Origin of the sequence: Gelidibacter sp. (assembly GCF_039916245.1) — a bacterium.
Lineage (GTDB): Bacteria > Bacteroidota > Bacteroidia > Flavobacteriales > Flavobacteriaceae > Gelidibacter.
Genome location: NZ_JBDSLS010000157.1, coordinates 1 through 14,833, shown reverse-complemented (window position 1 = coordinate 14,833; position 14,833 = coordinate 1). Strand labels below are relative to the sequence as shown.

The window sequence follows — 14,833 nt, the reverse complement described above, 5'->3', positions numbered from 1 at the left end:
CATCCTAATATTATTGTGGTCTCTGATGAAATTTATGAGCATATCAATTTTACGGGCAAACATGCGAGCATGGCACAATTTGAAGACATGTATGACCGCACGGTTACCGTGAATGGCGTTTCAAAAGCCTTCGCAATGACGGGATGGCGTATTGGATATATTGGAGGCCCTGAAAAAATTGCCCGTGCATGCAATAAAATGCAAGGTCAAATAACCAGTGGTGCCAATTCTATAGCACAACGCGCTACGATTACCGCGTTAAATGAATCACCTTCAAGAGTTCAATTCATGATTGACGAATTTAAAATTCGTCGTGATTTGGTCCTTGATTTACTTAAAGATATTGAAGGTTTTAAAACCAATATACCAGAGGGTGCCTTTTACGTGTTTCCAAACGTATCCTATTATTTCGGCAAAACCTTAAGAGGAAAGACGATTAATGACGCTTCTGATTTCTCATTATATTTATTGGAAGAAGCGCTTGTTGCTACGGTTGATGGCGGTGCTTTTGGAAATCCAGATTGTATCCGCATATCCTATGCCGCTTCACAAGAACAGATCATTGAAGCTATGAGCCGAATTAAAGCCGCGGTTAATTAGAACCTTACCTCGTATATAAATCAAAAAAGCCACTTTAGTTAGTGGCTTTTTTGGTTTATACATCCATCTATTTCAATTCCCTCTTGACATTATCAATTCATTAAAAGGGCAACTTCACTTCCATAACACTCCAATGGACCATTTATATACTCTATGACCAACCCAGCGCATTTCGGCTTTGCTCAGCAACTGTCCATTTTCATTTGTTTAAGCTATGATGTTCACTCTTAATTCATAAGCCAAATTCATATTTAAAAACCAAGAACTTAAAAAAAATTCCTATGACGGTACTAATAGCTTAATAATCAGAAAAAAAAATAGTTAAGAATTATAAATCTAAGAAATCAAATAAGAATTAATGCTCAAACAAAAGCAACACCTAAAGAGCTGATTAACATAAACATACCTACTTCATTAAAAATGAATGAGTTGAGTGTTTTAATGTATTTTAACATTTTTAATGATAAATTTAAGAAAATTTAACATCTACATTTGTTTTATATACAAATAATCGTTTCTTTGTCGCCATAATTCTAACCATTTTATAAATGAAAACAAAAATTAGTTTAATTCTAACACTTTGTATAGTGTTCGTTGCACAGATAACATTTGCGCAACAAAAATCCATTTCAGGGACCGTTTCTGATGAATCGGGGATACCTCTGGCTGGAGTAAACATTTTAGTCAAAGGGACAACCAATGGAACACAAACCGATTTTGACGGTAAGTATTCCATAAGCGCAAAAGCGGGTGATGTTTTATCATTCACTTATGTAGGTTTAAAAGCCCAAGAAGTAATCGTGGGTGCCTCAAGCTCCATGAATGTTAAGATGGCGGAAGACGCTTCCGTTCTTGACGAAATCGTCGTAGTAGGTTACGGTGTCCAGAAAAAATCGGCCGTCACGGGTGCAATTTCAAGCATCACAGGATCTTCAATTGAAGGCCTAGTTACTCCAAGTTTTGAATCACAACTTGCAGGTAGAGCTGCAGGGGTTCAAATCACAACCAACAACGGAATTATTGGTGAAGCGCCAAGAATCAGGATTAGAGGTATTTCCTCTATTGGATCTGGTAGCTCTCCGCTTATTGTTGTTGATGGAATGCCTATTTATTCGGGCGATGTTGGAGGTTCTACTGCAACAAACGGTTTAGCAGACATCAATCCAAATGACATTGAATCTTTCGAAATTTTAAAGGATGGCGCGGCTACTGCAATTTATGGATCAAGAGCAGCGAACGGGGTGATCTTAATCACTACTAAAAAAGGAAAAGCAGGTACAATGAAAGTAAGCTACAGCAGCGTGACCGGTTTTGCGTCTGCTGTCAAACTTTTCGATCTTTTAGAAACGCCTGACTTTTTGGTTATTGCAAACGAAAAGCGTACCAATGCAGGAGTAGCTCCTTGGGCGGTTGGTAGCGAATTCAATACAGATTGGCAAAAAGCTGTTTTAAATAATAGCGCCTTACAAAAGGATCATAATCTATCATTTAATGGAGGCACAGAAAGCACCAAATACTATTTCTCCATGGGATACACTGACCAACAAGGTGTTGCTGTAGGTAATAGCATGATCCGCTATAACTTACGATCAAATTTAGAACATAAAGTCAATAAATGGCTAACTATTGGTGGTAGCATCGCTGTTTCAAGAACGTCGTATAATGGCTTAAATACAGGTCTCAACTCGTTATCAGGCAACATCTTTAACGCGATCAGACAATTGCCAAACACACCAATTTTTGATCCTAACAGTGCATCAGGTTATAACTTTTCTTCAGATGGTGCCAATGTTGGCCAATGGGACAACTTAGCTGGTGTAGGAGATAACATCCCAAATATTGCCTATGTATTAGCAAAAAATAAAATCCAATCAAGAGTGAATAGAACTCTTGTAAATACGTTTGCTTCCATAGACTTATTTGAGGGATTGAATTACAGATTCCAAGCCAGTGCCGATAATCCGTTAACCAAAGGATTCCAGTACAGAAACCCTAAACATGGTGACGGAAGAGGCGCAAATGGACTTCTTACAAATAATCACAATGACTTAATGCGATGGAATATCCAAAACATTTTAAGCTATAATCAATCATTCAATGATGCCCATAATATTGGCGTAACGCTAGTTTCTGAATACCAAAAAGATAGAAATGAATCGTTTTTTGGGACAGGAACAAATTTGCTCGATGAATTTTTCAATCAGAATCTTGTTTCAAACGCTTACGGTACACAAGAATCTGGAGGTGGTGTTACTGAAAACGGTATTATGTCCTATTTAGGGCGATTGAGTTATAACTACAAAGAAAAATACTTTCTTCAAGGATCCCTTAGACGTGATGGTATTTCAAAATTAAGCCCAGCTGAAAGATGGCACAACTTTACCGGTTACTCAGGGGGATGGAATATTGCCAATGAGGAGTTTTTCAGTGGATTAAAAAGTACCATCAACGAATTCAAATTAAGAGGTTCCTATTCAGAAGTAGGAAATACAGATATTGGAAATTATCCTTACTTAAACTTAGCTAGAGCCTCAAAATATGGCAACTTGAATGGTATTGTGTTCTCACAATTAGGTAGTGCTCAATTACTTTGGGAAACCAGTAAAAAGACGGATTTCGGTTTAGACCTTGCCTTATTCAATAATAAACTAAGATTCACTTTTGATTATTATAACAATGACATTGATGGCATAATCCTTAACGTTCCAATTCCTGAGTCCTTAGGCATTCCTGACAATAGAATCAAACAGAACGTTGGCGCCATGAGCAACAAAGGTTACGAATTTGGTGTGGATTACAGAGCTATTTCCAATGAGAACTTCAGCTGGAATATTACAGCGAATTTAACTTTAGATAAAAATAAAGTAGTGAGCACCCCTAAAGGTCAAGACATTCCAGGGGGTACATTTGGCGGAATTATTGGCGAGAACTTACTTATTAGAGAAGGTGAGTCCATCAACTCGCTCTATGGCTATAAATATTGGGGGGTAAACCCAGCCAATGGAAACCCAGTGTATCATAAAACTAATGGCACTTTGGTTCAGGGTAATATAACTGATAGTAAATATTATGTTTTCGACCCTAACAACCCTTCAGAGGTGACCACGGCTGGTTCATTGAATGCTAGCGAGGATCGTGTGATTTTAGGAAGTACGCTTCCAACCTATTATGGCGCACTTATTAATAAATTTACTTACAAAAATTTTGATTTAAGCTTTATGTTCCGTTTTAGTGGTGGAAACAAAATTTTCAATGCAACTCGAAGAGAACTGGCTAACCAAACATTAAATAACAGCAGTAAAGAGATGTTAGGCAGATGGCAAAGCACAACCCAACCAGGAGATGGTATCACACCAAAATTATGGGCGGGAAGAGCCAATTTCATCAATTTTGCAGGTAGTGCAACTACGAGATTCGTGGAGAACGCTGATTTCATCAATTTGGACAACCTTTCTTTAGGCTATCAAGTACCAAAATCATTAACTGACAGAGTAAAAGTTGATATGGTCAGAATCTTTGTTCAAGGACAAAACTTATGGAGCATTACTGATTACAAAGGTTTAAACCCAGAAATGGAAACTGGAGGCGTGGACTACAACGGAACTCCTAGAGCTAGAATTCTATCCGTAGGATTAAATGTTAATTTATAATATTAAGAAAATGAAAAATATATTAAAATTTTTAGCAGTAACTGTTATTGGAATCGGAATGGTTTCATGTTCAGAGGATGCGCTTTTAAACTTGAGCCCCATCAATAATATTCCAATTGATGCTGCCTTTTCTACGCCTTCATTAATTGAAAGCTCCATCAACGGAATGTATAACGCCGCAGCCCTTGGTGAGTATGATGGCAACCCCCGTGGTTATGTTTGGGGAGCAGCCTTTGTGGAACAAGGCGATTGTAGAGGTGAGGATGTGGTTAACGAAGCTACTTTCTATGCATTTACTTACCAAACAACCTATAACCCTTCTACCGCAAACAACGTATATTATTGGATTGATGGTTACCGCTTGATCAGCCGTGCCAACCTAATTATAGATGGTGTTACGAAAGCAGTTGCGAGTGGTATTATTACTCAGCAAAAAGCGGATGACTATATTGGTCAGGCCAAATTTTTAAGAGCGATTACACATTTCGAATTGTTGAATTTCTTTGCAAGACCTTACAATTTTACTCCAGGCGCTACCCACCCAGGTATTCCTTATAGAGTAATAGGTGTTGACACGCAAGCAGAAATTGATGCCGAGATCTTAAAAGGTAGAAATACGGTGGCAGAATGCTATACAAAAGTGTTGGAAGATTTAAATGATGCTGAAAGCTTAATAACCAATACCGAATTGACAAAAGCATCAAAAAATGCCGCCATTGCTTTTAAGACACGCGTCTATCTGCACATGAGAAAATGGGATATGGTTATCGCAGAAGGAAATAAGCTTACAGGGAAATACACCTTAACTGCTGATCCAAATGGTGTCTTTGCAGACAACTCTGGCAATAGTGAGTCCATTTTCTCACTACTAATGTCCGCAAGTAACAATCCTGGTGTGAATGCTGCTTTAGCTTCACAATATAATAACAGAAAACTAGTGTGCATCAGCCCAATTATCTGGAGAGATCCAAGTTGGCTGCCGACTGACAAACGTAGGACCGAAACTTATAAGGACGAAGCTAAAAAATCCGGACCAACAGGAATGGTTTTTGAGTTTGGAGGAAGAAAATACACTAACAAATATAAAGATATATTAAGTTATAGTGATTACGCTCCGATCATCCGTTATGCAGAAGTTTTACTAAGCATGGCAGAAGCACACGCTAGAATGCCAGCTCCAGACTTAGGAGAATCTTTAACATTGTTAAATAAGGTTAGAAACAGAGCTCTGGCAAATCCTGTAACAGAAGCTTACACAGCAGCATCATTTACGACACCGGCAACAATGGTGGGTGCTATTATAAAAGAACGCAGAATTGAGTTTTTAATGGAAGGTAGACGGTGGTCAGACATCCACAGATTACAAGGTGATGATTTGGCACCAATTGATGGCATTCCAGCAAAATTTGCAAATACCAGCCCTCCTGCCTCTGCATATGTTTTAGGAACACCTTACAATGGTCCTTACGGCGAAGCTGCAATCCCTGCAACCGACTACAGATTCTTGTGGCCAATTCCACAGCGAGAGCTGAATTCAAACCCAACCTTAGCTAAAGAGCAAAACCCAGGCTGGTAATAAAAAGTTTTTTTGTTAGTCTTTAACAGTAGCTGCACATCCTAAAAAAATGTGTAGCTATACAAAGTAGCCGTCTCGCAATGCGAGGCGGCTTTTTTGATTTTCATAAAAGAGTTTGGGTAATTGCGATACCATTATTATCCGAAGAAAAATTAACGGATCCTCAGTAATAAAATATCATTCGTGCTACAGCAACTACAAAGTACATTAATAGTAATTCATTTTCAGTCATTTTACCAAAAACTTCTGGTCTCGCTCAAAACTTCAATTGCACATCCACAATGAGAGTTATCCCAAGTATGCAGAACTTCCACACACTAGCAATTTAAAAACTCAACGTTGAGGGTTAGAAAAGACACTTAAGGGTAACCTTAAAGACTACAGACAACTGGTTTACTGCATGTTTAGTCGTTATTGAAGGAAACAACTAAGTGCCATACCATATGACAATGTATTTATTGGAAGTTTTTAAAACAACCTGTAAATCTATTGGATTAGTGAAAATTGGTGAAATTCGTGTCAAAATTTTTAGAAGCTAAAGCGAGATGCAGTAAAGCACCACGACTAATTTCAGGCGGGCCTGCCCGACTATGTTCAGGCGGGGTCTAACTTAATTTGAGACCAATAAATATAAATTGCTGGATCACTCCAACTGAATTGTTATTGGAAGTAAATAACCATAAAAGTAGGTATTTCAGTTCCATTTTATAACTATCTATTTCTCCAAAAGAAAGGTGTCAACAGTACCAACACTGTAAACAGCTCCAAACGTCCAATGAGCATTAAAAAAGAGGCCCACCACTGTGCTAAAGGAGGCAAAGCTGAATAATTATTAACTGGACTAAAAGCACCTAATCCCGGACCAATATTGGCCAAGCTGGAAGCGGATAATCCAATGGCAGATTCAAAATCAATATCAAACATTGAAAACCCTAAAGCCCCTACAATAAAGGAAATCATATAAAGAATAAAAAATCCGAGTATATTATAAACCACAACTCCCGAAATCGCTTTTGAATTATAACGCACAGGTAACACCGCATTAGGATGGAGCGCGCGTTTAAATTCTAAAAATCCATTTTTTATCAATATCAAATGCCGAACAACTTTTATCCCCCCTGACGTACTTCCGGCAGAAGCCCCCATAAACATCATCCCAAAGAAAAGCACGACCAAAAAGGGTGTCCATAAGGTAAAATCGGCCGTTACAAATCCAGTAGTGGTAACCACGCTCACAACCTGAAATAACGCGTGTCGAAATGCGCTTTCAGCTTTACCCCACACCATTGGATGATCAATAGAGGATAGTGATAAATCAGCTTTAAAATAAATACCCAAGGCCGCAATAATCGTAAATGATGCTACAAATCTGAAATACCAACGCAGTTCTTCATCGCCCAAAGCTTTTTGTACTTTGCCTTTAAAGGCGTAATAACTCAACACAAAGTTGGACCCCGCCAAGAACATAAAAGTGATGATGATATATTGAATGATTGGCCGATCATTCCAATAGGCTACACTGGCATTTTTTGTAGAGAATCCACCCGTAGACAAAGAACTCATGGCATGATTGACAGCATCAAAAAAGGACATCCCAGCCGCTTTTAACAAAATGGTTTCTGCCACAGTGTATCCAAAATAAATTAACCATAAACGCTTTGCAGTATCCGTAATACGCGGATGCAATTTATCAGCACTTATTCCAGGAGCCTCAGCGGTAAATAGCTGCATTCCACCAATACCTAATAATGGCAAAATAGCAATCGCCAGGACAATAATCCCCATACCACCAATCCAGTGCGTCATACTTCTCCAAAAGAGGACGCCCTTGGGTACGATCTCAATATCGTTTATAATAGTAGCTCCAGTTGTTGTATAGCCAGACATGGTCTCAAAAAAAGCACTTGTAAAACTAGGGATGACCTCAGTAACCATATAGGGCATCGCCCCCGAAATCGTCATGACAATCCACCCAAAAGTGACCACGATATAACCTTCGCGCTTGTTCATCTCCTTACTGTGATTTCGTGTTGAGATCATCAAAAGAACACCTACCAATAAAACTGCCAGCCCAGACAAGAACAACTTTAAGGTCACACCGTCTTTATAAATGAGACTTACTAAAGTGGACAATAACATAAAGCCACCGTTAAAAAGTAGCAATAGTCCAAAAAAATAAAATATGATTTTATAGTTGAGTTTCATGTTTTTCTGTTGCAATCCCGATAACTATTGCAATAGGATTTCACTATCGACAGGCAGGTTCGCAAATTTGCTTTTAAAATGCTTAGTATGATTTGCAACTTTTTAAGTATTTTATGTCTTTAAAAAAAGAATTTTTCAACTTCGGTAATCGCTCTTGGAAGACAACAAACTACAACTCGATCCCCCGCCTCCACCTTAAAATCTCCCAAAGGAATAATACCTTCTCCGTTTCTGATCACACCACCAATAATCGCAGAACGTGGAAAATCTAAATCTTTTATAGTCTTATTGCTGATTTTTGATTTGGTTTTGACCATAAACTCCAATAACTCAGCATTCATATTATTAAGTTTGGTCATGGCCACAACCTCGCCCTTACGGATATATCTGAAAATATTGTTGGCCGCCAACAGTTTCTTATTGATTAAAGTATCGATACCAATCGATTCAGATATCTGATAATAATCCATATTCTCAACCAAGGCAATCGTCTTTTTCACCCCTTTGGATTTGGCCACAAGACAGGACATAATATTGGTTTCCGAATTTCCGGTTACCGCAATAAAAGCATCCATATTACCAATGCTTTCTTCTTCTAACAATTCCACATTGCGTCCATCACCATTAATCACGAGTGCATTCGGCAAAGCATCAGCCAATTCAAAAGCCACTTCCCTATTGCTTTCAACAAGTTTGACATTGAATTTAGCAGCACATAAATATTTAGCGATTTTATGACCTATACTGCTACCGCCAAGAATCATCACGTTCTTAACATCCAATCTTACTTTTCCTGAAAGTTCAAACAATTCTTCATCCCCACCTTTTGAAGTCACAAAAATAACCTTATCACCTTCCTTAAACTCCGTATCTCCGCGAGGGATGATGGTATATTCCGTTCCAAAACGCTGAATGGCAATCGGCACAAAGCGAAGTTGTGAAAAATCTTCAGCGGCCTCTTGGACTGTTTTATTTACAAAACTTGCGGTTTTTGACAACTTCAAACTCAACATGGTCAAAGCCCCTTCCTCAAACTCATAACTATCATTAAATCCATATTCGTTGATGAGCAATTCAATCTCACCTGCGGCCAATGATTCTGGAGAAATCAATTCGTCAATCCCAAATTTGGAAAAACCAACCTCATCCTTTTGATCAATAAACTCGGTATTTGAAATTCTGGCAATGGTTCTTCTTGCCCCAAGTTGCTTGGCCAAAACACAGGCTGTAATATTTGTAGTTTCTGAAGAGGTTACAGCAATAAATAAGTCAGAATTTTCAATGCGAGCATCCTTTAAAACTGCAATCGATGTTGCATCGCCTTTAACCACCCTAATATCCAAATGGTCAATGGCATAAACCAGACTTTCTTTTTTGGTGTCTATTAAGGTAATTTCTTGGGATTCGTATGACAACAATTTCGCCAAATGAAATCCGACTTCTCCAGCGCCTGCAATGATTATTTTCATTAATTAATTGGATTGAAAAAACAAACAAATATAAGATATTTAATAGTCCGACATTGGATTTACATCTGATATAATAAATTTTTAAATATTCAAAACAAAGCATTTAACCAACATATATCTTCAATTAAAGTCCCTCCTATTTTAGTTTTTCACTTAAACTTGACAAATTAGCAATGAAAAAATATGTAGTTTTGGCAAAAATATTGGAATGTCAGAAAAAGTAAAACCATATAAGGACAGTCAGTTAGACAAAAAGGAGCAAGTGACTCAAATGTTTGACACGATTTCAAAAGAATATGATGGATTAAACCGGGTTATTTCCTTTGGAATTGATGTGAAATGGCGTAAAAACGTGGTTGACATCATTGCTAAAACGAAAGCCAATCGCATCCTTGACATCGCAACCGGCACAGGAGACCTAGCCATAAACCTTGCACAAACCGAAGCCCAAGAAATTATTGGATTAGATATCAGCAACGGGATGCTTGAGGTAGGCAGAAAAAAAATCGCCGACAAAAAGTTGGGCGACAAAATAAAAATGACGCTTGGGGATTCTGAGAACATTCCTTTTGAAGACAACAGTTTTGATGCCATAACGGTAGCATTTGGTGTTCGGAATTTTGAGAATTTGGAAAAAGGACTTTCTGAAATATTACGAGTTTTAAAACCTAACGGAACTTTCGTGATTTTGGAAACTTCGGTTCCAACCAAAGCGCCATTTAAACAAGGCTACAAATTCTATTCAAAATACATTTTGCCAACCATCGGGAAAATGTTTTCAAAAGATCGTGTGGCGTATACTTATTTAAGCGAATCGGCCTCTGTTTTTCCTTATGGTGAAGTCTTAAACAATATTTTACGACAAATTGGGTTTACTAATGTGAAGGATTTGCCTCAAACGTTTGGCGTAGCAACCATTTACGTGGCAACCAAGCAATAAGACCATAAGAATTGACCTAGACTCCATACAATGAAAAGAACCGTTATCGTCATAGTACTTTTACTAATTTACAATTCGGCATCCGCGCAGTTGTTTAGTAAGGAAAAGATTAAAAACCAAGAAAACTTTGATAAGCAGGTCTTAACTTGGGGTTATTTTTTAGGGTTTAATAATTATGATTTTAAGTTCGAATATGAGCAGGATCTCAAAGACATCCTTGTAGAAACAAGTATAGGTTTTAATGTGGGATTAGTGGGAGATTTGCGCCTCAACGAATATTTCAACCTTCGTTTTGAACCAGGTTTATATATTTCCAAAAGAAATCTGGTCTATGACGAAAGCTATTTCGATCCTTCAAAATTTAGAACCTCTGACTTGTCACGAGAAGTGAATTCCACCTATATCCATTTTCCTTTATTATTAAAAGTATCCACCAAACGCATTAACAATTTCAAACCTTTTCTAGTTGGCGGCCTTTCCACGGCTTTAAATCTCTCAAGTAACGAAAACAATCCAGAAGACAATAGCACGACGCAATTCCGCACCAAAAAAGGAATGCTGTTTTATGAAGTTGGTTTTGGGATAGACTTTTACTTGGAGTGGTTTAAGTTTACGCCATCCATCAGAGGTGTTTTTGCTATCAATGATGAATTGGTAAGAGATCATGACCCAAATAGTCCATGGACAGGCAATATAGCTTCCATGAAAACACGAGGTGTGTTTGTGAACTTCACGTTTCAATAGGGCTTGTTGGGTGTTGTGGAGTTGTTTGGTGTTAAGTTGTTTAATTTAGCTGAATGATCCTTCTTGATTAGAATTGACTGTTTAAGGTTCATTATTCATTGTAAAATTTTCGAAGACTCCTCTTTGCGCAACTTTGTGTCTGCTTTGTGCAACTTTGCGTTATAGCCTATCCGTTTACAGATAAACTTCGAACAAAAAGTTTCCCGCAGAACAATCAACAATCAACAATCAACAATCAACAATCAAAAATCTCCAATCTCCTACTTCCTTCTTTTAAACTCACTCAACAAAATAGCGGTAGCCGTAGCCACATTTAAACTTTCGGTCGATTGATGGGTACTAAAACTGGGAATACTAAGTTTATTTTCAATGAGTTTTTCAATTTCTGCCGAAATACCATTGGCTTCATTGCCCATGATCAAAATACCCTTTTCAGGTAATTCACTTTCATAGATATTCTCACCGTCCATGAACGCGCCAAACTTTTGAATTTTTGAATCCCTTAAAAATGCTTCTAAATTTAGATAAACGATATTAACGCGTGTTAAGGAGCCCATTGTGGCCTGCACCACTTTGGGATTGTAGCAGTCCACGGTCGTTTCACTGCACACTAAATCCTCGATGCCAAACCAATCACACAACCTTATGATGGTTCCCAAATTGCCAGGATCCCGAACAGCATCCAATGCCAAAATCAATTTACCTGAACCGATATTTTCGGCGGGTGGCATTTCAAAAACAGCCACTACCTGTTGTGGCGTAGTCAAGGCACTTATTTTTTTCAATTCTGCCTCAGTAATTAAACTAAACTTTTCCGGCGGACAATCAAAATCATCACTCAGAGCGTATATATGATGTAAGGTGTAATCTGACCTTAAAAATTCATCAACAGTCTTTTTACCTTCCACCAAAAACAGTCGATGTTTTAAGCGTTGTTTTTTTTGTGTTAGGCTTACAATTAATTTTATCTGATTTTTTGTTAACATCAAAATGTATTTACTTTTGTCACGTTATTAATTCCGACCAAGGATTTTTTTAATGTTTGTTTTACCACCTATAAAAACAGTAAATTTGAGCTCATCAAAAGTTATGTCGATTTCCCTTTGAAAGTTAAGGTAGCAAAAATATCATTTATTACGACAATAGTCATCATGTTGTACTCGTGCAATGCCGTAAAACGTGTTGGCAAGGATGATCTTTTACTCACGAACAATTCGGTGTATGTCAATGACAAAAAAAATAACACCGACGCCCTTAACAATCTCCTATATCAAAAAACCAATGGCAAATTTCCGTTGTTTGGAATTCCCATAAAGCTGCATATTTACAATTTGGCTCGACCAAATATTGACTCTATTTTAAATGCCAAATATAGAAATCCTGACGATCCCAAGACCGGTCTAAAAAATTTCATTTCATTAAAACAGTACGAAGCTGTTATTAGCTCAAAAAAGGATTTCAACAATTGGTTAAAGAAAACTGGGGAACCTCCGGTAATCATCAACACGCTCAAAACTGAAAAATCAACCGCCAATCTTAAAACTTACTACTATAAAAATGGCTGGTTCAATGCGGATGCTTCCTACAAAATAGACAGCACCGGCAACCAAAGGGCTGAAGTCAATTATTATGTAAAAACTGGAACACCTTATTTTCTGGATTCCATTAGAACACGAATATCCTCGCCAGTTATAGACACGCTGTACAAAACACTTAAAGACCAATCACTGATTGTTAAAGGAGAGCAGTTTAAAGAAGCTAATCTAACCAATGAGCGCGACCGTTTGACGACAGAGTTGCGCAATTCGGGGCTTTTCCATTTTGCACAGGATTATATCACTTTTGAAATTGACACCATCGGCACCAATAAAAAAGTTAACACCGATATCATTATCCAAAACAGAATTATTAGGCATGAAGATTCACTTGAAGTCATGCCATTTCAGATTTACACCGTAAAAGATGTCAATATTTTTACCGATGATGCTTTTCAAAATAAAGACCTAAAACCAACAGATACCATCAACTATAAAGGTTTTAATATTTATAGTTACGGAAAATCTAAATTCAGAGCAAAGGCCTTAACTGATGCTATTTTCATTACAAAGGATGATATCTTTAAAGACATTAACCGCACACGGACCTATCGCTATTTGAGTGAATTGCGAATGTTTAAATATCCGAATATAGAATATGTGGAAAATGTAAAAGACACCACGCTGACCGCTAATATATACTTGATACCAAAGAAGAAATTTGGGCTTAATTTTAATACAGAAATTTCCCAAAGTAATATACAAACCGTGGGATTTGCTTTCAGTGGCGGACTTTTGATTCGGAATGTTTTTAGAGGCGCAGAAACTTTAGAGGTTTCCGGACTTGGATCCATTGGCGCTTCCAAGGACGGAAGAAATGTTAAAGACGGCTTTTTTGACATCACTGAAGTAGGAGCTACGATTAAACTTACCATTCCACGTTTGTTTTTCCCATTAAACACAGATAAGGTCGTCCCAAAGTTCATGTCGCCAAGTACCAGAATCAGTGCAAGTGCTACAAGTCAACGAAACATTGGGTTGGATAAACAAAGTTTAATAGGCGTCTTGAGCTACAATTGGTTTCCTAATGAAAAAGTAACCAACACGCTTGACTTTTTTAATGTGCAATATGTAAAAAACCTGAATACCGCCAATTATTTCGGTGTATATCAAAACACATACAAGAGTCTTAATAATATCGCGCATGATTACAATACGGATCCCAATTATTTTAATGACAATGGAGATCTCATAATTCCAACAGGCGCCAATGCGTTTATAAGCGATGTGCTAAACCCAAGCTCTGGCTTAAATGTTTCTGAAAACGATCTTTCTACAGTACGTAATATTTCACAACGTCAGGACCGACTTACGGAAAACAACTTGATCATTTCTTCGAGCTTCAATTACATCAAAACCAAACGCGAAAATATTCTGGATAACGACTTCTCGATTGTCAGGTTCCGGTTGGAATTTGCGGGGAACATCCTATCTAACATTGCAAAAATAACAGGCGCTCCAAAGGATCAGAATGGTCGCTATGATATTTTCGGAGTAGCTTTCTCACAATACGCCAAAGGAGAATTTGATTATGTAAAATATTGGGATTTAGGAAAGAAAAACGTTCTTGCCGTTCGAAGCTATTTTGGAATTGCAATACCTTACGGCAATTCAAATAACATTCCTTTTTCAAAGAGTTTCTTTGCCGGTGGCCCCAATGATAATCGGGCCTGGACTGCTTATAACCTTGGCCCTGGCAGCTCAAAATCAACGAATGAGTTTAATGAAGCCAATTTCAAACTCCACTTTAGTGCTGAACAGCGCTTTAATCTTTTTGGCTCATTATATGGCGCCTTTTTTGTAGATGCCGGAAATATATGGAACATTTTTGATGATGTGACAGACAAGGCACAAACCTTTGACAGTCTTAATTCCCTAAAAGATATCGCCGTAGGTTCAGGTTTTGGATTGCGCTATGATTTCAGGTTTTTTGTCCTTCGTGGTGACATCGGCTTTAAAACCTATGACCCATCGTATGACTTAGGAAACCGTTGGTTTAAGGATTATAATTTCGGGAATGCCGTTTATAATATTGGGATTAACTATCCTTTTTA

9 protein-coding genes are annotated in these 14,833 nt (G+C 37.7%); 6 read left to right on the top strand and 3 right to left on the bottom strand.

The window, feature by feature from the left end; genetic code table 11:
- From ABIQ28_RS08520 to ABIQ28_RS08510, 3 genes are all read left to right on the top strand, one after another.
- Positions 1-600: aminotransferase class I/II-fold pyridoxal phosphate-dependent enzyme (locus ABIQ28_RS08520; RefSeq protein WP_348036465.1), on the top strand; the 600-nt coding region annotated here is incomplete at its 5' end.
- Between the two features lie 548 nt (positions 601-1,148).
- The gene (locus tag ABIQ28_RS08515; protein ID WP_348036464.1) at positions 1,149-4,250 is read left to right on the top strand and encodes a TonB-dependent receptor; all 3,102 of its coding nucleotides are present in this window, start codon (positions 1,149-1,151) and stop codon (positions 4,248-4,250) included.
- 10 nt (positions 4,251-4,260) lie between these two features.
- Entirely contained in the window at positions 4,261-5,826 is a 1,566-nt protein-coding gene (locus ABIQ28_RS08510; RefSeq protein WP_348036463.1) for a RagB/SusD family nutrient uptake outer membrane protein, read from the top strand.
- Between the two features lie 711 nt (positions 5,827-6,537).
- Here the strand turns inward: ABIQ28_RS08510 and ABIQ28_RS08505 are convergent.
- Complete coding sequence (locus ABIQ28_RS08505; protein ID WP_348036462.1) at positions 6,538-8,031, bottom strand: potassium transporter TrkG; 1,494 nt, start codon at positions 8,029-8,031, stop codon at positions 6,538-6,540.
- A 119-nt stretch (positions 8,032-8,150) separates the two neighbouring features.
- The gene (trkA, locus tag ABIQ28_RS08500; RefSeq protein WP_348036461.1) at positions 8,151-9,500 is read right to left on the bottom strand and encodes a Trk system potassium transporter TrkA; all 1,350 of its coding nucleotides are present in this window, start codon (positions 9,498-9,500) and stop codon (positions 8,151-8,153) included.
- A gap of 208 nt (positions 9,501-9,708) precedes the next feature.
- On the opposite strand from trkA, the gene ubiE reads away from it, so the two are divergent.
- Entirely contained in the window at positions 9,709-10,440 is a 732-nt protein-coding gene (gene ubiE / locus ABIQ28_RS08495; RefSeq protein WP_348036460.1) for a bifunctional demethylmenaquinone methyltransferase/2-methoxy-6-polyprenyl-1,4-benzoquinol methylase UbiE, read from the top strand.
- Positions 10,441-10,470: 30 nt separating this feature from the next.
- Positions 10,471-11,184 carry a porin family protein gene (locus tag ABIQ28_RS08490; RefSeq protein ID WP_348036459.1) on the top strand — a complete coding sequence of 238 codons (714 nt, stop codon included), beginning with the start codon at positions 10,471-10,473 and terminating at the stop codon, positions 11,182-11,184.
- A gap of 260 nt (positions 11,185-11,444) precedes the next feature.
- On the opposite strand, the gene ABIQ28_RS08485 is transcribed toward ABIQ28_RS08490, so the two are convergent.
- Positions 11,445-12,170 (bottom strand): RNA methyltransferase, encoded by a 726-nt coding sequence (locus ABIQ28_RS08485; RefSeq protein ID WP_348036458.1) that lies wholly within the window; start codon positions 12,168-12,170, stop codon positions 11,445-11,447.
- Between the two features lie 117 nt (positions 12,171-12,287).
- Here ABIQ28_RS08485 and ABIQ28_RS08480 point away from each other — a divergent pair.
- Positions 12,288-14,833: BamA/TamA family outer membrane protein (locus ABIQ28_RS08480; RefSeq protein ID WP_348036457.1), on the top strand; the 2,546-nt coding region annotated here is incomplete at its 3' end.